The sequence below is a fragment of the Streptomyces sp. NPDC017676 genome (assembly GCF_044329325.1).
Classification (GTDB): domain Bacteria; phylum Actinomycetota; class Actinomycetes; order Streptomycetales; family Streptomycetaceae; genus Streptomyces.
In genome coordinates, this window is sequence record NZ_JBIRJA010000004.1 from 127,594 (window position 1) to 148,947 (window position 21,354).

A 21,354-nucleotide genomic window follows, 5' to 3' on the forward strand; every position below is an offset into this window, starting at 1 on the left:
GGGCCGCCCGCCCACCCCCCCCCCGCCCGCCCCCGGGGCCCCCGGGCCCCCCCCCCCCCCCCCCCCCCCCCGGGGGGGGGCCCGCCCCCCCCCCCCCCCCCGCCCCCCCCCCCCCCCCCCGCTCCCCCGGTGCCGGACAGTGGCTCAGTGTCGTCCGTGTGCCGTCACCAGCACATCACCGCCGTCTCTCCCGAACCCCACGTGGAGTACAGGCGGACCCGGACGACATAGCGGCGGCCCTTGACGAGCCGGACCCGGACGGCGGCGTTGTCCGGCGTGCCGCCGTCGTCGTGACCCGCGAGGAAGCGCGGCACCCCGTCGCGCTCCTCGAAGACCACCAGCACGGTGTCGGCGTCGCCGAAGGTGCCCACGGTGTACTCGCGGGTCTCCGGCGGCTCGACGGCGAAGTCGGCCTGCTCTCCCGGCCCCAGTCCGAGCGGCGCGGACCGGAACGGCACCAGCGCGGCCGGACCGCCCGGAGCGGCGGGCGGGTACCAGCGCAGCACGAACTCCTTGTCGGCCGGGGAGGGAGCGCCGGGCGGACGCAGCCCCCCGCGGTACTGCTCCGGCTCCAGCACCAGCCCCGGCCCGAACGGCAGCGTCATCACCGACTGCGGATCCCACACCGAGCCGCCCGCCTCGCAGGCGTCCAGCGGGCGCAGCACGTTCGTGTACGTCGTCTCCCGGCTCCAGAAGTTCGGCGGCCCCGCCAGTTCGGCGTACACCGCCTCGTCGTCCCAGTGCAGCCCGGCGAACGGACTCTGGTGCTCGTGCACCATGCCGAGCGCGTGCCCGATCTGGTGCAGGACGGTCCCGCGCTCCCCGGGCGCGGTCACGTCCCAGCCGAGGTTCATGGTGCGCCCGCCCCGGCCCACCGACAACGCGTCCCGGCCGACCGCCGACCAGGACCCGGCACCGGCCTGGAACCCGATCCGCAGCTCCGCCTCGTGCCGGTCGCCGACCTCGGCGAACGTGACGCCGATGCCGAGGTCCTGCCACTCGGCGAAGCACCCGCGGACCACGTCCCGCTGCTCCTCGCCGCCCGCCCACGGCACCCGGCGCAGCTCCCCGGTCCCGGGGACCGGGACGACCGAGGCGTCCGTGCGGGCGTCCAGGAAGCAGTAGTGCAGGACGGTGCCGTTGACCCACATCCGCCGCCCGGCGAGCAGCGCGCCCAGCCGCTCGGCGGTCAGCCCCGGTGCGAACGACGGGGCCGGCTGCCGCGGAAGCGAGCAGAGGCGTCGGGTCATGCGGTCAGCGTGCCCGCCGCCCCGGCCGCACACCTGAGTCGGGGGCTACTCAAGTCGCCCTGTATCAAACCTGAGTACGCGCGCTCAGGATGATGTGAGGACTTACGAACAGGACGCGAAGACCCTGGAACTGCCCTGGCCGTTCACCGGACGGGCCGACGAACTGGAGCTGGTGCGCGGCGCGCTGACCGCCGGCCGGCCCGGCATCGTGGTCACGGGACCGGCGGGCCGCGGCAAGACCCGGCTGATCACGGAGGCGGTCCGGGGCACGGACCACGCCCGGGTGACCGGCACGCCCGAGGCCCGGGACCTGCCCCTCGCGGCGTTCGCGCACCTGCTCCCCGACACCGTCTCGCTGCACCGCGCGGTCCGCGCGCTGTCCGGCGTACGGCTCCTGGTCGTCGACGACGCCCAGCTGCTGGACGAGACCTCCGCCGCCCTGGTCCACCAGCTCGCCGTGCAGGGCCGCACCCGCCTGGTCGTGGCCGCGGCGGACAGCCCGCCCGCGCCCGGCGCCGTGTCCCGGCTGTGGACCGGGGAACTGCTGCCCCGGCTGGCCCTCGACCCGCTGTCCCCCGAGGACACCGCCCAACTGCTCGCGGGCGCCGGGCTGGAACCGCTCACCGTGCGCCGGCTGCACCAGGCGTGCCGGGGGGATCTGCGGCTGCTGCGGGACCTGGTGACCGCGCTCACCGGGTCCGGCCGGCTGACGCCCGTCCCGGACACCGGTGAGCGGGCCTGGCGCGGCCCGCTGCCGGTCACCCCGGCCGTCCGCGAGCGGCTCGCCCCCGCCCTTGAGCGGTCCGGTCCCGGCGAACGCGACGCCCTGGAACGCCTCGCGTTCGCCGAACCCCTGCCGCTGTCCGTGGACGAGCTGGACCTGGACGTCCTCGAACGCCTGGAGGCGGACGGCCTGATCGACGTCGACGACCAGGGTGCCGTCACCCTCGCCCACCCCCTGCACGGCACCGCGCTGCGCGCCACGGCCGGCCGGCTGCGGGCCCGCCGGCTGGCCCGCGCGCCCTACGCGCACGGTCCCGCGCTCGACGCCGAACAGCGCGCCCTGGTCCGGCGGATGGACCGGCTCGACGTCCGGCCGGTGCCGACGCCGGTGGGGGAGTGGCTGGTCGCACAGGGCGGTCCGCTGCCGGCCGGGTACGCCAGGGTCCGCGCCCGGTTCGCGCGCCTGCGGGGTGAGCTGCGGGAGGCGGCGGCGTGGGCCCGGGAGGGGCTGCGGGAGACCCCGTCGGACGGCGGATGCCTGACGGAACTCGCGCTGGCCGAGGGCGCCTTGGGTGAGGTGACCGACCCGGACGGCGTCCACGCGCGCTACGACGCCGTACGCCTCGGCGAGCCCGGGCGGGCGGTCGGACGGCTGCCGGCCGGCAGCGTGTTCGCCCGGCACGCGGACGCGCTGGCGCGCGGGGACGGGGCCGCGCTGGACCGGGCGGCGGAGGCGCTGGCCGAGCGCGGCTTCCTGCTGTACGCGGCGGAGGCGCACGCGCAGGCGGTACGGGTCCACCGGGACCCCCGGGCCGCCCGGCTGTCCCGCACCCGGGCCGTCGCGCTGGCCCGCCGCTGCCAGGGGGCGCGCACGCCCGCGCTGGCCGGGCTGGTCCTCGGTGAACTCACCGCCCGGCAGCGGCAGATCGTCACGCTGGCCGCGGCCGGGCTGAGCAACCGGGAGATCGCCGAACGGCTGACCCTGTCGGTGCGGACGGTCGGCAACCACCTGTACAGCGCGTACACGCGACTGGGCACCGGGGACCGGGGGGCCCTGCCCTGGCTGGTGGACGTGCCGGAGAGCGAGACGGCCTAGGTGTGCCGTCCGGACAGGTTGGTGACGCGGCCGGCTGCTACCTTCCGGAGCCATGACCGACAACGTGTACGTGGGCAATGCCGGCAGGGACGCGGCACTGGACCGGGGGTGGCTGCTGGGGCATTTCAAGGACGCCTCCGATCCTCGTCACAGCGAGGACGTCGAGATCAAATGGGGCGTCCATCCGCAGGGTGATGAGCGGGCTCAGTGGGTGACCGGCGAGGAGCGCACCGCCCTGTTGGTCCTCATCAGCGGGCGCTTCCGAGTACAGCTGCCCGGGCGCAGTGTTCTCCTGGCCGAGCAGGGGGACTACGTCGTGTGGGGCCAGGGCGTGGACCACTCCTGGGTCGCGGAGGAAGAGTCCGTGGTCCTGACGGTCCGCTGGCCCTCTGTACCGGGCTACAAGGTGACCGATGACGAGGACGGCGCCGCTGCCGGTCACAGCCCTTCGTGCAGGACCGCGACCCGCACGGTGGCCTTGTAGCCGACGGGCCACTCGTCATAGCGGGTCGTCCCCGCACGGTGACGCTTGAGGCGACGCGGCGTCCCGCTCACGCGGCGTCCCGCTCACGCGGCGTCCCGCTCACGCCGCGCCGCGCTCACGCCGCCCCGAACGCCGCGAACGCCCAGCCCGTCGCCTGGTGCAGCGCGTCGCCCGGCAGGGTCGTACGGGCGTCTCTCAGCGCTTCGGCCAGGGAGAGGCCCGCGCCGAGGCCCTTGTGCAGGGCCAGCATCAGCGGGACGACCGCCGCGTCGTTGACCGGGGCGCTGCTCGCCACCACCCCGGCCGTGCCAAGCGGCAGCAACGCCGTGACCAGGCCGAGGAGTTCGTCGGCGCCGACCGAGGCGAGGCGGGCGGTGTCGCAGCTCGACAGGATGATCCGGTAGGGACTGCGGGCCAGACGCTCGAAGTCGTGGACGATCAGCGGGCCGTCGGCCATGCGGAGGGCGGAGAACAAGGGGCTGTCGGCGCGGAACGTGCCGTGCGCGGCGAGATGGGCGAGGCCCGCGCCGTCGAGTTCCGCCAGCACCCGGGGCACCTGGGCGTCGTCACCCTCCAGGACCGTCGCCGTACCGTACCGGTCCGCCAGTTCGGGCACCTCCGCGCCGCCCGTCGCGAGGCCGGGGCCACGCACCAGCACGGGCCGCCCGTCCGGCGGCGGCGCCGTCTCCCGGGCGCGCAGCCAGCTGTTCGCCGACGGCGACACGCTGAGCACCCGCTCCCGCAGCGCGGGCAGCAGCGCCCAGGGCACCCGGTGCAGCGCGCCCGGCGGGACGATCACCACGGGGCCGGGGCCGAGGTGCCGTACCGCCCCGGCCAGCAAGAGTTCTTCCAGCCGCCGGCCGGCGGCCTCCACGACGGGGAGCCGGGCCTCGGCCCCCGGGTGCGCGAGCCGCCGCAGCCCGGCCTGCACGTGCTCGGCCTCGGCCACCGCCTCCGCCAGCGAGCCGCCGGCGAACCGCCGCACCTTTCCCTGCCCGCACAGCAGGACGTGCACCCGGCCGTCGACCACCGCCAGTTCGACCAGCCACCCGTCACCGAGCCGGTCCAGCAGCCGACCCACGTCGAGACGGTCGCCCGCGTCGGCGGCGGCCCCGCCCATGTGCCGGGTGCGCGAGCGGATCTCCCTCTCCAGGCGCCGCTGTTCGCGCTCCAGCGCCGGCACCGGGCGGCCCTCCATCCGGGCGGCCTCCGCGCGGGCCGCGATCTCCCGGTAGGCGGTCAGCCCGCTCAGCAGCGCCGGATCGTCGGGCGGCCGGGTCGGCGGCGCCGACAGCACGGTCGCCCGCCACCGCTCGCTCCACCCCAGCAGCCGCCGCGGACTGCCCTCCGCGAGGCTCACCTCCTGCGCCAGCGCGGCCAGTTCGGCACCCTGCGCGGTCGCGTGGGCGCGCAGTTCCGAGGCGCCCAGCGTCATCCGGTGGTCGTCCAGCACGTCCAGCCCGCGCCGGCACGCCTCCAGCACACCGCGCCGGGAACCGGCCGCCCGCGCCCGCAGTGCCTGTGCCGCCCAGCCCGTCATCCGGGCCGGCGGCGCCCCGCCGTGCCGGCTGCGGGCGGCCACCGCCAAGTGCCGTTCCGCGTCCGCCGTCCAGCCCAGCGCCAGCGCGATCCGGCCCGCGAGCAGGGAGGCCTCGGGCGCGGCCGGGGAGCCGAAGGCGGCCAGCCGCTCGGCGACCGCCGCCGCGTCCGCGACCATCCGCCCCGACCGGCGCCCGGCCGCCACCCGCGCCTCGATCAGCACCAGCCGGGCGTGCGTCTCCCACCACGTCCGGCGCTGCGCCGCGAACAGCCGTACGGCCACGGCCGCGCGGGCTATGGCGGTGTGCGCGTCCCCGGCCGAACGGGCGGCCCGCGCGGCGGCCAGCAGCAGTTCGGCCTTGCGGGTGGACTGCCCGCCGATCCGGTCCAGCAGCGCGATCGCCGCGTCCGCCTCGGCCAGCGCCTCCGGGGCGAGCCCCGCCGCCATCAGCACCTCGCAGCGCCGGATGGACAGGTTGTACGTGGGGGTGCCCAGCTTGGCGTAGCGCTCCTCGGCCTCGTCCAGCAGCCGCAGCGCCGCCGGGACGGCACCGGAGCGGAACGCGGCCAGGCCCCGGCTCTCCACCGCGTCCGCCTTGTCGTGCTCCTGGCCGGTGGTGTCCCACAGCCGCTCCGCCGCCGTGAAGTCGGCGACGGCCCGCTCCACCGAGCCGAGCGCGAGGTGCACGGTGGCCCGCAGGGTCAGCGCCCGCGCGGTCCAGATGTCGTCGGTGACCTGCCGCAGGACCGGAAGGGCCCGCCGTACGTCCTCCAGGGCCTCGCGATGATGCCCCAGCACCCACCACACGTAGGCCCGCCGGTACAGCACCCGGGCCCGGGTGTGCCCGCTGCCCCGGGCGACCCCCCGCTCGAAGGACGCGAGCCCCTGCCGAGTGCGCCCCGCGTGCACCAGTGCGACCCCCAGGGTCGCGAGCACATCGGCCTCCCGGTCGGCCGACTCGGCGCGCGCGGCCAGGTCCCGGGCCCGCCGCAGATGCCTCAGCGCGATCCGCAGATCGCCGAAGTCCCGCTGCCAGATGCCGAGCACCTGGTGGGCGACGCTCGCGTGGACCGGTGACGGAGCGGCACGCAGGACGTGTTCGGCACGCGCCCGGGCCTCGCCCGGATCGGCGAACACCATGGGCAGCAGTTCGAGAACCGGCTCGCTTCCCGCTGTCACGTCTCGCATGGTAGTGGCCTGTTGTATCAGACGGTGGTCCCGCGGCTCTCACTGTCGAACACCGTCTTGAGGGGGAGGACACCACATGGCACCACACCGATTCCACGAGCAGTTCCACCACATCCAGCGCTCCCTGCCGGACGTCCCCCTCACCATGGGGCCGGACGACTCCGCCGGGTACTTCTACGAGAAGGGCGTCGTCCTCGTCCGGGACGGCGAGGAGGCCCGGTTCGTCGAGGACACCGTGCGCACGCACTTCACCGAGACCCGGGGACTCGTCCCCGACCACGTGCGCCGCGTGGGCCCGCGGGCCGGCCGCACCGGCGTCACCCGCATCCGGGTCGGCGACCCGGCCGAGGGCGAGGACAGCGTGCCGCACGCCCTGCGCGCCGTGCGGGAGGCCGAGGACCGCCAGGGCCGGCGGCTGGCCGGCCGCAACCACGTGGTGCACATCGCGGGGAACGTCAACGCCTGCCCCGGCGACGAGCCGGTGCCCGTCCCGCGCACCGGGACCGCCAACCCGGCCCCGGCCGACGGCAGTTACGACCCGGCCACCGCGGTCGGCGTCCTCGTCATCGACACCGGGCTGGTGCACGACCACCGCTCCTACCCGCTGCTCGCCCACACCACGGGCGACGCCCAGCTCACCGAGACCGACGCCGACGGCGTGCTGCGCCAGTACGTCGGCCACGGCACGTTCATCGCCGGGATCCTCGCGGCCCTCGCCCCCAACACCGACATCACCGTGCGCGGCACGCTCAACGACGCCGGCGCCGTCCTGGAGTCGGAGTTCGGCGCCCTGCTCTTCGACGCGGTCGACCGCGGCGGCTGGCCGGACATCATCAGCCTCTCCGCCGGCACGCCCGGCGCGGACACCGACGGCCTGATCGGTCTGGACGCGTTCATGGCGGAACTGCGCGAGCAGCGGACCCTGCTGGTGGCCGCCGCCGGCAACAACGGCAGCGACATCCCGTTCTGGCCCGCCGCCTACGCCGGCCTGCCCGAGTTCGCCGACTGCGTGCTGTCGGTCGGCGCCCTCCGCTCGGACGGCGCGTCCGGGGCCTGCTTCACCAACCACGGGCCGTGGGTGCGCGTCCACGCCCCCGGCGAGCGCCTCACCAGCGCCCTGACCGGCTTCACCGCGCCCGTGCCGTACATCTACCAGCACTCCACCTACGACGCCTGCCGGTTCGGCGACGCCGACTACGCCTGCACCTGCCAGTTCCCGCGCCACACCGGTGTGCTGAGCGAGGGCCGGGAGAGCACCGGTGCCAAGCCGGACCAGGTGATGTTCGACGGCCTGGCGCAGTGGAGCGGCACCTCCTTCGCCACCCCGGTGGCCGCGGGACTGGTCGCCGCGCGGATGACGGCGTACCGGGAACGCGACCCGCGGGCGGCCGGCACCGGGCTGCTGGCCGCGGACGCGGAGCGGGCCGAGGTGCGCGGGGCGGATGTCGCGGCGCTCCGTCCGCCGACCTGGCGCCCCGTCCCCGCCGTGCTCCCGGCGCTGCCCGCATGACGGCCGGAACCCTCCGCTCCACGGCGTACGATGACAGGCCGTACACAAGGGGTGGAGCCGTGGACCGAACAGAGGTCGGCGCGTTGGTCCAGTCCGCCGTCGACGGGGACGCCGCGGCCTGGAAGGCGCTGGTGGAAGGGATGAGTCCGCTGGTGTGGTCGGTCGTGCGGGCACACCGGCTGTCGGACGCCGACGGGCACGAGGTCTTCCAGACCACCTGGTTCCGCTTCGCCCAGCACCTGGGCCGCATACGGGAACCCGACAAGGCCGGCGCCTGGCTGGCCAGTACCGCCCGGCACGAGTGCCTGAAGGTGCTCAAGGGCCTGGCGCGGCTGACCCTGACCGACGATCCACGGGTGCTGGACCGGGCCAGCGAGGACCGGACGCCGGAAGAGACGCTGATCGATTCCGAGGAGGCGGCGGACCGGGCCGAGCGGGTCCGTCGCCTGTGGCAGGAGCTGGACGGACTGGGCGAGCGCTGCCGGCAGTTGCTGCGCGTGCTGATGGCCTCGCCGCCACCCAGCTACGGGGAGATCTCGGCCGCCCTCGGCATCGCGGTCGGCAGCATCGGCCCGCTCCGCCAGCGCTGTCTGCGCCGGCTGCGGGCCCGGATGGACGCGCGGGGTGCGGTGTGAACGGCGACGAGAGGCCCGAGGGGTCGGAGGAGTTCGCGGACGGGCTGCTGGAGGAGGAGCTGCGCCAGGCGGCCGCCGTCCTGGACCCGGTCCCGGCCGAGCTGGTCCAGGCGGCCCTGGAGGCGTTCGCGCTGCACGACCTGGACGCCCGGCTCGCCGAGCTGACCTTCGACTCGCTCGTGGACGCGCTGCCCGTCAGGGGGGTCACGGACGCGCCGCGCATGCTGACGTTCCGCGCGGGCGAGGTGACCGTCGACGTGGAGGTCACCGAGGAGGGGCTGATCGGCCAGCTGCTGCCGCCGCAGTCCGCGCGGATCGAGGTGCTCGGCGGACCGCAGACCACCCACGGCCCGCTCACCGCGGACCCTCTCGGCCGGTTCACCAGCGCCACCCCGCCGTCCGGCCCCTTCGCCCTGCGCCTGCGCACCGGCGCGGAGGTGATCGTCACGGAGTGGCTGCGGGCCTGACCGGACCGCGCCAGGCGGGCCGACGCGCCGACGCCGGTCCCCCGCCGGTGGGCCAGAGCTGGGGAGCCGTGTGCCTGGGCAAGGGTGCCCGGGGGCCGGGTCGGGTGTCCGCCGGTGCCGGCTGAGGCGGGCCGGGGGCCGGGTGGCGTGCCTGGCTGAGGCTGGGGGTCTGGCGGCGAGTCGTGTCCTGGCCGGGCGCCGGGCGAGCCGTGTGCCTGGGCAAGGGTGCCCGGGGGCCGGGTCGGGGTGTCCGCCGGTGCTGGTCGAGGATGCCGGGGCCGGGCCGCGGGCCCGGGTTGGAGCCCGTAGCGCCGGTCGGGAATCGAGTCCGCCTGACTCAGGGCGTCCGCGTGGCCCCGGCAGGAAGGCGGACGGCCGCTCGGTGAGCGTTGCTGCCCCCGGTCCGCTACACCGCGTCGACGAGGGCCGCCAGCGCCGTGGCGAGGCGGTCCAGGTCCGGGCCGGCCGGGCCGCCCGGCTCCGTCATGTACGTGTCCCGCCGGATCTCCACCATCAGGGCGCCGACCCGGACGTCCGTGCCGTAGAACTCCAGCGGGACGTAGGTCCCGGCGAACGGGCTGTCCAGGCCCGTCTCGCCGCAGCCGGCGAACGCCTTGCGGGCGGCCTCGGTCAGCTCGGGCGGGGTGTGGAAGGCGTCCGTGCCCAGGCACACCGGCGGGCGCGGCCCGCTGCCGTGCAGCTCGTACGGGAGCGGCTGGGCCGGGTACGAGTGCACGTCGATGATCACCGCGCGCCCGGTCGCGGCCAGCCGGCCGGCCACCGCCTCCGTCATGGCCGCGGCGTACGGCCGGAAATAGCGGGCGAGCAGCGGCTCCGGGTCGGTGTCCGCGGGCCGCAGCTCACCCCTGTGGGTGGTCCGCGTGTACACGGCGCCCATGCCCACGGCGAGCATTTCCTCCCGCTCGTCCGGGAACCGCTCCGGGTCCACCACCAGCCGCGACAGCCGGTTCACGAACCGCCAGGGCCGGAGCCCTGCGAGCGCGGCGGCCCGCTCGGCGATCCGGGCGGTGTGCGCGTCCGTGATGTGGTCCAGCTCCCGCTCCAGCCCGGCGTCGTCCAGCACGATGCCGGCGCGCACGTCCTCCGGTATCGCCCGCGAGGAGTGCGGCACGTGCAGCAGCACCGGCGACTCGGCGGCACCGGGGAGGAGTTCGAACGAGGGCATGGTCTGGGACACCGGCTGCTCCTAGGCGTTGGGGACGTGCACGATCAAGGTGCCATACGGCACTGACAACGGCCCCCGCCCCACATGCCTCCGCCCCGGCCGGGGGTCCCGGCCGGGGCGGAGGAGGGCACGTCACCTCGACGGCTCAGGCGCCGCAGGCACCCGCTCAGGCGCCGCAGGCACTAGCTGAGGGACGCCAGCGCCTCGTTCCAGGTGGCCGACGGGCGCATGACCGCGTCCGCCTTGGCCTTGTCGACCTGGTAGTAGCCGCCGATGTCGGCCGGGGAGCCCTGGACCGCGTTCAGCTCCTCGACGATCTTCTGCTCGTTCGCGGCGAGGGTCTCGGCGAGCGGCGCGAAGGCCTTCGCGAGGTCGGCGTCCTCGGTCTGCTTCGCCAGCTCCTGCGCCCAGTACAGGGACAGGTAGAAGTGGCTGCCGCGGTTGTCGATGCCGCCGACGCGCCGGGTCGGGGACTTGTCCTCGTTGAGGAAGGTCGCCGTGGCGCGGTCGAGGGTGTCGGCGAGGACCTTGGCGCGGGTGTTGCCGGTGGCCGCCGCGTACTGCTCGAAGGACGGCACCAGGGCGAAGAACTCGCCGAGGGAGTCCCAGCGCAGGTAGTTCTCCTTGACGAGCTGCTGGACGTGCTTCGGCGCGGAGCCGCCGGCGCCCGTCTCGAACAGGCCGCCGCCCGCCATCAGCGGGACGACCGACAGCATCTTGGCGCTGGTGCCCAGCTCCAGGATGGGGAAGAGGTCGGTCAGGTAGTCACGCAGCACGTTGCCGGTCACCGAGATGGTGTTCTCGCCGCGGCGGATGCGCTCCACCGACAGCTTGGTGGCCTCGACCGGGGACAGGATGCGGATGTCCAGGCCCTCGGTGTCGTGCTCCGGCAGGTACTGCTTGACCTTGGCGATCAGCTGCGCGTCGTGGGCGCGCGTCTCGTCCAGCCAGAACACGGCCGGGTCGCCGGTGGCGCGGGCGCGGGTGACGGCCAGCTTGACCCAGTCGCGGATCGGGTCGTCCTTGGTCTGGCAGGCGCGGAAGATGTCGCCCTGCGCGACCGGCTGCTCGATCAGCACGTTGCCGGCCTGGTCGGTCAGGCGGACGGTGCCGGCGGCCGGGATCTCGAAGGTCTTGTCGTGGGAGCCGTACTCCTCGGCCTTCTGCGCCATCAGACCGACGTTCGGGACCGAGCCCATGGTCGACGGGTCGTAGGCGCCGTTGGCCCGGCAGTCCTCGATGACGGCCTGGTAGACGCCGGCGTAGGAGGAGTCCGGGATGACGGCGAGGGCGTCGCGCTCCTGGCCGTCCGGGCCCCACATGTGGCCGGAGGTGCGGATCATGGCCGGCATGGAGGCGTCGATGATGACGTCGGAGGGCACGTGCAGGTTGGTGATGCCCTTGTCCGAGTCGACCATGGCCAGGTCCGGGCCCTCGGCGATCTCGGCGTCGAAGGAGGCCTTGATCTCGGCGCCCTCGGGCAGGTTCTCCAGGCCCTTCAGGATGCCGCCGAGGCCGTCGTTCGGGGTGAGGCCGGCCGCCTTGAGGGTCTCGCCGTACTTCGCGAACGTCTTCGGGAAGAAGGCGCGCACCACGTGACCGAAGATGATCGGGTCGGAGACCTTCATCATCGTGGCCTTCAGGTGCACGGAGAACAGGACGCCCTCCTGCTTGGCGCGGGCGACCTGCGCGGCGAGGAACGCCTCCAGCTCGGCGACGTGCATGACGGAGGCGTCGACGACCTCGCCCGCGAGGACCGGTACGGACTCCTTCAGGACGGTGGTGGTGCCGTCCTCGCCGACCAGCTCGATCTTCAGGGCGCCGTCCTCGGAGACGACGACGGACTTCTCGGTGGAGCGGAAGTCGTTCTCGCCCATGGTCGCCACGTTGGTCCTGGACTCGGGGGACCAGGCGCCCATGCGGTGCGGGTGGGTCTTGGCGTAGTTCTTCACCGAGGCCGGGGCACGGCGGTCGGAGTTGCCCTCACGCAGCACCGGGTTGACGGCGGAGCCCTTGACCTTGTCGTAGCGGGCGCGGATCTCGCGCTCCTCGTCGGTCTTCGGGTCGTCCGGGTAGTCCGGCAGCGCGTAGCCCTTGCCCTGGAGCTCGGCGACGGCGGCCTTGAGCTGCGGGATGGACGCCGAGATGTTCGGCAGCTTGATGATGTTGGCCGCGGGGGTCTTGGCCAGCTCGCCCAGCTCGGTCAGCGCGTCGGGGATGCGCTGGTCCTCGTTCAGGTACTCCGGGAAGACGGCGATGATGCGCCCGGCCAGCGAGATGTCACGCGTCTCCACGGGCACACCGGCCTGCGAGGCGTACGCCTGGATCACCGGCAGGAACGAATGCGTCGCCAGGGCCGGGGCCTCGTCTGTGTAGGTGTAGATGATGGTCGAGTCAGTCACCGGGTGCTCCGCTCCACGTCTGCAACATTGCTCGACATCAAGATATCTCGTGCTCGGTGTCGGCTCGACAGGGGTCCTGGCCGGAAAACGCGTCGTCCGCCATCTCGCGCGTGATCCAGCGGCTGATCACCTCGACCACGTACGCGTGTTCGACGCGGGTCAGTGCGCGTCCCTTGGGGATGCCGTGCCAGCGCTCCAGGCAGCCCCGGCAGCAGGTGGCGGTCGCGTGCTGGGCCACGAACACCGGGTGACCGCGGTACGGCGTCTGCCGGCCGTCCTTGTACGGCTCGGCCGGCGCCAGCCGCTTCGCGATCAGGTCGTACGCGTGCCACCGCAGGGTCGCCGGCCCCTTGAGGGCGGCCGTCGCCCGGTCCCGCCCGCGCAGGTGGAACTTCGCCCGGAACGGCTGGCGCGCGAGGGCGTCCAGCCGCCGGTCGAGCGTGCGGGGGTCCGGGGCCGGCGTCGTCATGCTGCTTCGAGCATACGTGCCGGTCAGGACTTCAGGCCGGGCTAGTCCGTGGCCTGCGGCCCCGGCACCGCGCCCTCCCCGCTGCGCTGCTGCGGGATCACCGCCGTGCCCTGCTGGAGGGAGACCGTGCGCGTGGGGGCCGGGATGCGGATGCCCTCCTCGCGGTAGCGGCGGTGCAGACGCTTGATGAACTCGTGCTTGATCCGGTACTGGTCGCTGAACTCACCCACGCCGAGGATCACCGTGAAGCCGATCCGGGAGTCGCCGAAGGTGTGGAAGCGGATGGCGGGCTCGTGCTCCGGCACGGCTCCGGTGACCTCCGTCATGACCTCCGTGACCACCTCGGCGGTCACCCGCTCGACGTGCTCCAGGTCGGAGTCGTAGCTCACCCCGGCCTGCACCAGCACGGTCAGCTCCTGCTCGGGCCGCGTGAAGTTGGTCATGTTGGCCTTGGCGAGCTGGCCGTTGGGGATGACCACCAGGTTGTTGGAGAGCTGGCGGACCGTCGTCTGGCGCCAGTTGATGTCCACGACATAGCCCTCCTCGCCGCTGCTCAGCCGGATGTAGTCGCCCGGCTGGACGGTCTTGGAGGCGAGGATGTGGATGCCCGCGAAGAGGTTGGCGAGCGTGTCCTGGAGCGCCAGGGCGACCGCCAGACCGCCGACGCCCAGGGCGGTCAGCAGCGGCGCTATGGAGATGCCCAGGGTCTGCAGGACGACCAGGAAGCCGATCGCCAGCACCAGCACGCGGGTGATGTTGACGAAGATGGTCGCCGAGCCCGCGACCCCGGAGCGGGACTGGGTCACCGAACGGACCAGGCCGGCGATCACCCGGGCCGCGGAGAACGTCACCACGACGATCAGCCAGACCTCAAGCGCCTGGTTCACATGGTGCTGGACGGTCCGGGTGAGCGGCAGTACGGCCGCTGCCGCCGCCGCGCCGCCCGCGATCGCCGCCCAGGGCACGACCGAGCGCAGCGCGTCCACGATGACGTCGTCGCCGCTCCAGCGGGTCCGCTTGGCGTGCTTCGCGAGCCAGCGCAGCAGGGTGCGGGACATGAAGGCGAGCACCAGGCCCGCCGCCAGGGCGATGCCGGCGAGGACGAGGTCGTCCAGGGTCAGCGCGCGGTTCACCGGTCACCTCCGGGGCGTGCGGCCGCTGCGGAGAGCCGTTTGTGAAGTCTCGTCACGTTGTCACCTGCTCGATGTCCGGGATGTGCGACCGCGCCGGCCGAAGGAACTCCGGTGGCCGGCGCGCTCGTTCATCCTGCCGTATCCGGCACGCCCGTTCGTACCGGGACCGGCGCTCGTCGGGCAGCCGGCTCAGACGATGCCCTCCGCGAGTTCCGCCTGGTCGCGGTCGCTGCCGTACGCGGCGGTGGTGGGGGTGCCGTACGACCGGCGGGCGACGTACCACCAGACGCTGGCCAGCACCAGGACCACGGCGAGGGCGACGGAGGCGTAGTTCATCGTGTCGACCGTGACCGGCGACGACTGCGGCAGGCAGAACAGCACCGTCACGCACGCCACCCACACGACCGCGATCCAGCCGACCGGCTTGCTCCAGCGACCCAGTTGCCAGGGACCCGGCTGGAAACGGTCGCCCGCGCGCAGCCGCAGGAACACCGGGATGGCGTAGGCCGGGGTGATGCCGATGACGTTGATGGCGGTCACCGCGTTGTACGCCGTCGCCGAGTACAGCGACGGCAGGGCGAGGACACAGGCCACGACGACGGACAGCCAGACGGCCGCGACCGGCGTCTGGGTGCGGCCGCTGACCTTGCGCCACAGGTGCGAGCCGGGCAGCGCGCCGTCCCGGCTGAACGCGAACACCATCCGGCTGGCCGCGGCGACCTCGGCGTTGCCGCAGAAGAGCTGGGCGATGACGACCACGAGGAGCAGGGCGCTCGCGCCGTCGGTGCCGAGGCCGTCCAGCAGGATCTGGGCGGGCGGCACGCCGGTGCCGGTGGTGCGGGTGGCGTCGTAGTCCTGGATGGCGAAGGTGAGACCGGCGAGCAGTACGAAACCGGCCAGCCAGGACACCCAGATGGCGCGGACGATGCCGCGGGAGGCGGCCACCGAGGCGTGCGAGGTCTCTTCCGACAGGTGGGCGGAGGCGTCGTAGCCGGAGAAGGTGTACTGCGCGAGGAGCAGGCCGATCGCCGCCACGTACAGCGGATTCTCCCAGCCGGTCTCGTTGACGAACTCCGTGAACACGAAGGACGCCGACTGGTGGTGGTCGGGGACGATCACCAGCGCGCCGACGATGAGCGCCACGCCCGCCAGGTGCCACCACACGCTGACCGAGTTGAGCAGGCTGACCAGGCGCACGCCGAACAGGTTCAGCACCGCGTGCAGCAGCAGGATCGCGCAGAAGATCAGCATCGTTCTGCCGGGGGTCGGCTCGAAGCCCCACTGGAGGTTGGCGAACGCGCCGGTGAACAGGGCGGCGCCGTAGTCGATGCCGGCGATCGCGCCGAGCAAGCCGAGCAGGTTCAGCCAGCCGGTGTACCAGCCCCAGCGCCGGCCGCCGAGCCGGTCGGCCATGTAGTACAGGGCGCCGGAGGTCGGGTAGGCGCTGGTGACCTCGGCGAGCGCGAGCCCGACGCACAGCACGAACAGGCCGACGCCCGCCCAGCCCCAGAGCATCACGGCGGGGCCGCCGGTGTTCAGGCCGAAGCCGTACAGGGTCATGCAGCCGGACAGGATCGAGATCACCGAGAAGCTGATCGCGAAGTTGCCGAAGCCGCCCATGCGGCGGGCCAGCACCGGCCGGTAGCCGAGTTCCCGCAGCCGCTGCTCCTCGTCCTGCTGCGGCAGACCGGGGGAGGGGGTGGGCGAGGGGTCGGGGGTGGGGGACACGCAGGGACCTCCTGGATCAACGGTTGTCGGACGGGCACGTGCAACAGGGTCGTTCAGGGGGCGGTGCGGGCTGCCCCCGGTGGTGCGGGGGCAGGGGCGGGGCTGTTCCCGGTGGTGCGGGGGCTGTGCGGTTCCCGGTGGCGCTGAGGAGGGCTGGTCAGGCTGGGTGGTCTGGAGCGGTGTGCGGGCGGTCGGGTTCAGGGGCGGGAGTCCTCCGTGGCGGCCCGGCAGCGGTCCCGGGCCTGGACGAAGACCTCCACGGCGCGGTCCCGGTCCGGAGTGCGGTACATCCAGGGCGGCGGGGTGAAGTAGGGCCCGATCGCCTCGAACACCCTTGCCGCGTCGGTGAATCGCAGGGCGCCCCACAGCGCGTGGGCCAGATGGTTGAGGTCCGGCAGCGCGCGCTCGGCGGGCTCCGTCCGCTCGAACCAGGAGTGCAGCGCGCGCCGCGCCTCCCGGGCCGCCTCCTCCACCACCCAGTGCAGGTCCAGCGCCGCGTCGTGCCCGCTGTCCCGGCGGTAGCGCTCGACCCGGACGTACAGCGGCAGCAGGTGCAGCGCCGAGCCGGGCGGGGCCTGGCCGGCGGCCCACTGCGCGTAGCCGGCGGCCTCCGCGAGCCGGCCCGAACCACCGCGCGCGTACAGGAACTGGAGCATCCGGTGGTGGGCCTCGCGGTTGAACGGGTCGCGCTTGCCGGCCTCGGCCAGCAGCCCCCAGGGGCCCGGCGGCAGCATCGGCTCCGGGGCGGCGGCCCGGTGCTCCTCCCAGCGCTGCTCCGGATCGAGCTGGGCCAGCGCCAGCAGACACACCCAGGGCACCGGGTCCTGGGGTGCGGCCACGGTCGCCGACTGGGCGGCGTCCCACGCCTCGATCCACAACTCATGGGTGCGGCGGTGTCGTTCCCTCCGGGCCCGCAGCGCGCGCTCGACGCCGACGCGGGCGTGCATCACCCGCGCGTGCGCGCTGTCCGGCTCCTCGGTGAGCCAGGCCCGCACCACGTCGGTGCCGGCCGCGGCCGCCGCCAGCACCTGGGTGCGCTGGGTCCACTGCCACCACCGCGTGGTCTCCGCGAGCAGGGTGCGCATGGCCATCCAGCGGCCGGTGCGCAGGTCCTGGAGCGCGGCGCGCAGCGCCTGGTCGGGGCCGGCGGGGTCGTAGGAGGGGCGGGCTCCGTCTCTGGCCATCAGCCGCCGGCCCCCGGCCACGGGCGCACGGACGAGGTGGCGGGGTGACGTCGCAACAGCCCTCCCCTGGGCGGTGATGAAGATGTCCGGGTGGTCGGCGGTCACTATAGAGGCGCGGGTTCCGCCGTACCATTGTTGCCAAGTCAACTTCCTCCAGGGCGAGTTGAGCGATGTGGGCGAGACCTTGACTCCGGGGCCGCGGCGGCGGCAGGCTGGCGCGGTGATCTTCAGGGCCGGAGCGGAGGGCGCGGGACGGACGCGGGCGCGGGGCGCTCGACGCGCTCGCACGGAGCACGCGCGGTGACCGGGCCGGTGCTCGCCGTCGACCAGGGCACGTCCGGCACCAAGGCGCTCGTGCTCTGCCCCGAACGCGGGGTCCTCGGCACCGGTTTCGCCGAGGTGCGCCCCCGTCATCTGCCCGGCGGCCTGGTCGAGGTGGATCCGGCGCGGCTGTACGACTCGGTGGTGGAGGCCGGCCGGCGCGCGCTCGCCGAGGCCGGTGAGGACGTCGTCGCGCTCGGCCTCGCCAACCAGGGCGAGACCGTCCTCGCCTGGGACCCGGACACCGGCCGCCCGCTGACCGACGCCCTGGTGTGGCAGGACCGCCGGGCCGAAACCGTGTGCGCCGGACTGGCCGAGCACGCGGGGGAGTTGCGGGAGCTGACCGGCCTGCCCCTCGATCCGTACTTCGCCGCGCCGAAGATGGCCTGGATCCGTCGCCACCTCACCCGCGACGGCGTCGTCACCACCTCCGACGCCTGGCTGGTCCACCGCCTCACCGGCGCCTTCGCCACCGACGCCGCCACCGCCGGCCGTACCCAGCTGCTCGACCTGGACCGCGTCGAGTGGTCCCCGCGCGCCCTCGACCTCTACGGCCTGGCCGGCGAACGCCTCCCCGACGTCACCGACAGCGCGCGACCGGTCGGCACCACACGCGCGTTCGGCCGGGAGATCCCGCTCACCGGCCTGATCGTCGACCAGCAGGCCGCCCTCCTCGCCCAGCGCGTCACCGGACCCGGCGCCGCCAAGTGCACCTACGGCACCGGCGCGTTCCTGCTCGCCCACACCGGCGACCGCCCCCGGCGCGGGGACTCCGGCCTGGTCGGCTGCGTCGCCTGGCGGCTCGCCGGACACACCGGCTACTGCCTGGACGGGCAGGTCTACACCGCCGCCTCCGCCGTCCGCTGGCTCACCGACCTCGGTGTCCTCTCCGGTGCCGCCGACCTCGACCCGGTCGGCGGCACCGTCCCCGACAGCGGCGGAGTCACCTTCGTCCCAGCCCTCGCCGGACTCGCCGCCCCCTGGTGGCGCGGCGACCTGCGCGGCTCCCTCACCGGCCTCGGCCTCGACACCACCGCCGGCCACCTGGTGCGCGCCCTGTGCGAGGGGATCGCCGCCCAGGTCGCCGAACTCGCCGACGCCGCCGCCGGCGACCTGGGCGCCCCCCTGACCGCGCTCCGCGTCGACGGCGGCCTCACCCGTTCCGCGCTCCTCATGCAGACCCAAGCCGACCTGCTGCAACGCCCCGTCGAGGTGTCCGCGCTGGCCGACGCCACCGCGCTCGGCGCCGCCGCCCTCGCCCGACTCGGCGCGGACCCCGGGCTGAGCGTCGCGGACGTCCTGCCCGGCGGGAGACCCGCCGCCGTGTACGAGCCCCGCATCCCGGCCGACCAGGCCGCCGAACGCCGCGCCGGCTTCCGTGCCGCCGTCGCGGCCCTCCTCGGCGCGTGACCGTCACCGCGGCCGGGCCGCTGCCCACGACGCCGTACGACGTGGCGGTCGTCGGCGCCGGTGTCGTCGGCTGTGCCATAGCCCGCGAACTCGCCCGCCGGCCGCGGCTGCGCGTCGCCCTGGTCGAGGCCCAGGACGACGTGGGCCAGGGCACCTCCAAGGCCAACACCGCCATCCTGCACACCGGTTTCGACGCGACCCCCGGCACCCTGGAGGCCCGCCTGGTCCGTGAGGGGTACGCCCGCCTCGGCGCCTACGCCGCCGAGACCGGCATCCCCGTCGAGCGGGTCGGCGCGCTGCTGGTCGCCTGGGACGAGGAACAGCTCGCCGCGCTGCCCCGGCTGGCCGGGAAGGCCGAGCGCAACGCGTACCACGACACCACCCTGCTGGGCCCCGAGGAGCTGTACGCCCGCGAACCCCGCCTCGGCCCCGGCGCGCTCGGCGCCCTGCACGTCCCCGGCGAGAGCATCATCTGTCCCTGGACGACGACCCTGGCGTACGCCACCCAGGCGGTCCGCGCCGGCGTCGATCTGCACCTCAACACCGCCGTCCGCGACGTGAGTTCCCCGGACGGGCACCTGCTGACCACCAGCCGGGGCACCCTGCGCGCCCGCCACCTGGTGAACGCGGCCGGACTGCACGCCGACACCCTGGACCGCGCGCTCGGCCACGAGGACTTCACCGTCACCCCGCGCCGCGGCCAGCTCCTGGTGTACGACAAGCTCGCCCGCCCCCTCGTCCGGCACATCCTCCTCGCCGTGCCGACCGCCCTCGGCAAGGGCGTCCTCGTCGCCCCCACCGTCCACGGCAACGTCCTGCTCGGCCCCACCGCCGAGGACCTGCGCGACAAACGGGCCACCGGATCCACCGCCGACGGGCTGGCCGCGCTGCGGGACCAGGGCCGCCGCGTCCTGCCCGCCCTGCTGGAGGAGGAGGTCACCGCCGTCTACGCCGGGCTGCGCGCGGCCACCGGGCACGAGGACTACCGCATCACCGCGCACCCCGGGCAGGCGTACGTCACCGTCGGCGGCATCCGCTCCACGGGCCTGACCGCGTCCCTGGCCATCGCCGCCCACGTCGTGGGCCTGCTGGCCGACGGCGGCCTCGACCTCGGCCCGGTGCGGGAGCCGGAGCCGGTGACCATGCCCAACCTCGGCGAGGCCTTCCCCCGCCCCTACCAGCGGCCCGACCTCATCGCCGCCGACCCGGAGTACGGCACCCTCGTCTGCCACTGCGAGCGCGTCTCCCGCGGCGAGATCCGTGACGCCCTCGCCAGTACCGTCCCGCCCCGCAGCCTGGAGGGCCTGCGCCGCCGCACCCGCGCCCGGGCCGGGCGCTGCCAGGGGTTCTACTGCGGGGCGGCGGTACGGGAGCTGTTCGAGCGGGGAGCCGCACCATGACGGCCGTGCGTCAGGTGGACGTCCTCGTCGTCGGTGCCGGTCCCGCCGGGCTCGCCGCCGCCGCGCGGCTGGCCGCCGTCGGTGCCGGGCACGTAGAGGTGCTGGAGCGGGAGGCGCGGCCCGGCGGAGTGCCCCGGACGTGCGCGCACGGCGGCTTCGGCACCTGGACGCACCCGCTGACCGGCCCCGGGTACGCCGGCCTGCTCACGGAGGCGGCCGAGCGCGCCGGCGCCACCGTCCGGACCGGCGTGACGGCGCTGGACTGGGCGCCCACGGGACCCGTGCTCACCACCGTCGGCCCCGGCGGCCCGGAGACCGTCACGGCACGGGCGGTCGTCCTCGCCACCGGCGCCCGCGAACGCCCGCGCCCCGCCCGGCTGGTGCCCGGCACCCGTCCCGCCGGGGTGTACACCACCGGCGAACTCCAGCAGGCGGTCCACCTGTTCCGGCAGCACGTCGGCACCCGCGCGGTCGTCGTCGGCGCGACGGACGTCTCCTACGCGGCGGCGGACACCGTCCGCGCGGGCGGCGCCGAGGTCGTCGCCCTCGTCACGGAACACCCGTGCGCCCAGACCACCCGCGCCCGCGCCGGGGCGGCCCGGCTGCGCCACGGCGTCCCGCTGCTGACGGACACCACCGTCACCGAACTCCTCGGCCACGGACGGCTGTACGGCGTACGCGCCCGCCACCGGGACGGCCGTACGACCGTCCTCCCGTGTGACACCGTGGTCTTCACCGGCGATTTCGTCCCCGACCACGAACTGGCCCGGCGCGGCGGCCTCGCCCTGGACCCCGGTACCCGCGGCCCCGCCGTCGCCGGCTCCCTGCACACCTCGCGCCCCGGTGTCTTCGCGGCCGGCAACGTCCTGCACGCCGTGGAACCCGCCGGCACAGCGGCCCGCGAGGGCGCCCGGGCGGCCGGCGCGGTGCTGGACTTCCTCGCGGGCGCGCCCTGGCCGGCCCCCGGCGTACCCGTGACCGTCGAGCCGCCGCTGCGCTGGATCGCCCCGAACCGCGTCACCCCGGACGCCCCGCCCGTCCCCCACGTCCTGCGCACCGGCGTCCCGCTGCACCGCCCGGTCCTCTACGTCCGCCAGGACGGCCGTCTCCTGCACCACGAGCGCCTGCGCACCGCCCTGCCCGACCGCACCCTGACCCTCACCGCCCGCTGGCACGTCCGCGTCGACCCCGAGGGCGGGGAGGTACGGGTGAGCACCGGCTGAGCGCG

The 21,354-nt window shown here is 74.8% G+C and carries 16 protein-coding genes; 8 read left to right on the forward strand and 8 right to left on the reverse strand.

Annotated features, from left to right (window positions below; genetic code table 11):
• Positions 1 to 164: 164 nt before the first annotated feature.
• Positions 165 to 1,250 carry a M12 family metallopeptidase gene (locus ACH4LD_RS10690; RefSeq protein ID WP_398053865.1) on the reverse strand — a complete coding sequence of 362 codons (1,086 nt, stop codon included), beginning with the start codon at positions 1,248 to 1,250 and terminating at the stop codon, positions 165 to 167.
• A 94-nt stretch (positions 1,251 to 1,344) separates the two neighbouring features.
• On the opposite strand from ACH4LD_RS10690, the gene ACH4LD_RS10695 reads away from it, so the two are divergent.
• Together ACH4LD_RS10695 and ACH4LD_RS10700 are read left to right on the forward strand one after the other, a co-directional pair.
• Positions 1,345 to 3,069: a LuxR C-terminal-related transcriptional regulator gene (locus ACH4LD_RS10695; RefSeq protein ID WP_398053866.1), complete on the forward strand. Its 1,725-nt coding sequence runs from the start codon at positions 1,345 to 1,347 to the stop codon at positions 3,067 to 3,069.
• Between the two features lie 52 nt (positions 3,070 to 3,121).
• Entirely contained in the window at positions 3,122 to 3,553 is a 432-nt protein-coding gene (locus tag ACH4LD_RS10700) for a signal peptidase I (RefSeq protein ID WP_398053867.1), read from the forward strand.
• A 115-nt stretch (positions 3,554 to 3,668) separates the two neighbouring features.
• Here ACH4LD_RS10700 and ACH4LD_RS10705 read toward each other — a convergent pair whose 3' ends face one another.
• Positions 3,669 to 6,281 carry a CHAT domain-containing protein gene (locus ACH4LD_RS10705; protein ID WP_398053868.1) on the reverse strand — a complete coding sequence of 871 codons (2,613 nt, stop codon included), beginning with the start codon at positions 6,279 to 6,281 and terminating at the stop codon, positions 3,669 to 3,671.
• Positions 6,282 to 6,357: 76 nt separating this feature from the next.
• On the opposite strand from ACH4LD_RS10705, the gene ACH4LD_RS10710 reads away from it, so the two are divergent.
• The 3 genes from ACH4LD_RS10710 to ACH4LD_RS10720 are packed head-to-tail and all read left to right on the forward strand — an operon-like array spanning position 6,358 to position 8,893.
• Entirely contained in the window at positions 6,358 to 7,791 is a 1,434-nt protein-coding gene (locus ACH4LD_RS10710; RefSeq protein ID WP_398053869.1) for a S8/S53 family peptidase, read from the forward strand.
• A complete protein-coding gene (locus ACH4LD_RS10715; protein WP_207928545.1) occupies positions 7,788 to 8,426 on the forward strand; it encodes a sigma-70 family RNA polymerase sigma factor in 639 nt (212 codons plus the stop codon). The genes ACH4LD_RS10710 and ACH4LD_RS10715 overlap by 4 nt, the downstream gene beginning before the upstream one ends.
• Complete coding sequence (locus ACH4LD_RS10720) at positions 8,423 to 8,893, forward strand: hypothetical protein (protein ID WP_398053870.1); 471 nt, start codon at positions 8,423 to 8,425, stop codon at positions 8,891 to 8,893. The genes ACH4LD_RS10715 and ACH4LD_RS10720 overlap by 4 nt, the downstream gene beginning before the upstream one ends.
• 406 nt (positions 8,894 to 9,299) lie before the next feature.
• On the opposite strand, the gene ACH4LD_RS10725 is transcribed toward ACH4LD_RS10720, so the two are convergent.
• The 6 genes from ACH4LD_RS10725 to ACH4LD_RS10750 all read right to left on the reverse strand — a co-directional run bounded on the left by ACH4LD_RS10725 (position 9,300) and on the right by ACH4LD_RS10750 (position 16,995).
• Positions 9,300 to 10,079, reverse strand: a complete 780-nt coding sequence (locus ACH4LD_RS10725; RefSeq protein WP_132789112.1) for an N-formylglutamate amidohydrolase — start codon at positions 10,077 to 10,079, stop codon at positions 9,300 to 9,302.
• A gap of 182 nt (positions 10,080 to 10,261) precedes the next feature.
• Positions 10,262 to 12,481 carry an NADP-dependent isocitrate dehydrogenase gene (locus tag ACH4LD_RS10730; protein ID WP_398053871.1) on the reverse strand — a complete coding sequence of 740 codons (2,220 nt, stop codon included), beginning with the start codon at positions 12,479 to 12,481 and terminating at the stop codon, positions 10,262 to 10,264.
• A gap of 37 nt (positions 12,482 to 12,518) precedes the next feature.
• Positions 12,519 to 12,950 carry a DUF4186 domain-containing protein gene (locus ACH4LD_RS10735; RefSeq protein ID WP_398053872.1) on the reverse strand — a complete coding sequence of 144 codons (432 nt, stop codon included), beginning with the start codon at positions 12,948 to 12,950 and terminating at the stop codon, positions 12,519 to 12,521.
• 41 nt (positions 12,951 to 12,991) lie between these two features.
• Entirely contained in the window at positions 12,992 to 14,083 is a 1,092-nt protein-coding gene (locus tag ACH4LD_RS10740; RefSeq protein ID WP_398053873.1) for a mechanosensitive ion channel family protein, read from the reverse strand.
• Between the two features lie 189 nt (positions 14,084 to 14,272).
• Positions 14,273 to 15,811, reverse strand: coding sequence for an amino acid permease (locus ACH4LD_RS10745; RefSeq protein ID WP_103814213.1), 1,539 nt, complete (start codon positions 15,809 to 15,811; stop codon positions 14,273 to 14,275).
• A 197-nt stretch (positions 15,812 to 16,008) separates the two neighbouring features.
• Positions 16,009 to 16,995, reverse strand: coding sequence for a hypothetical protein (locus ACH4LD_RS10750; RefSeq protein ID WP_398053874.1), 987 nt, complete (start codon positions 16,993 to 16,995; stop codon positions 16,009 to 16,011).
• A gap of 300 nt (positions 16,996 to 17,295) precedes the next feature.
• Between ACH4LD_RS10750 and ACH4LD_RS10755 the strand changes: the two genes are divergently transcribed.
• The 3 genes from ACH4LD_RS10755 to ACH4LD_RS10765 are packed head-to-tail and all read left to right on the forward strand — an operon-like array spanning position 17,296 to position 21,349.
• Positions 17,296 to 18,726, forward strand: a complete 1,431-nt coding sequence (locus ACH4LD_RS10755; protein WP_398053875.1) for an FGGY family carbohydrate kinase — start codon at positions 17,296 to 17,298, stop codon at positions 18,724 to 18,726.
• Positions 18,723 to 20,126: an FAD-dependent oxidoreductase gene (locus ACH4LD_RS10760; RefSeq protein ID WP_398053876.1), complete on the forward strand. Its 1,404-nt coding sequence runs from the start codon at positions 18,723 to 18,725 to the stop codon at positions 20,124 to 20,126. Before ACH4LD_RS10755 ends, ACH4LD_RS10760 begins: the two co-directional genes overlap by 4 nt.
• Positions 20,123 to 21,349 carry an NAD(P)/FAD-dependent oxidoreductase gene (locus tag ACH4LD_RS10765; protein ID WP_398053877.1) on the forward strand — a complete coding sequence of 409 codons (1,227 nt, stop codon included), beginning with the start codon at positions 20,123 to 20,125 and terminating at the stop codon, positions 21,347 to 21,349. The genes ACH4LD_RS10760 and ACH4LD_RS10765 overlap by 4 nt, the downstream gene beginning before the upstream one ends.
• The last annotated feature ends 5 nt before the right edge of the window (positions 21,350 to 21,354 follow it).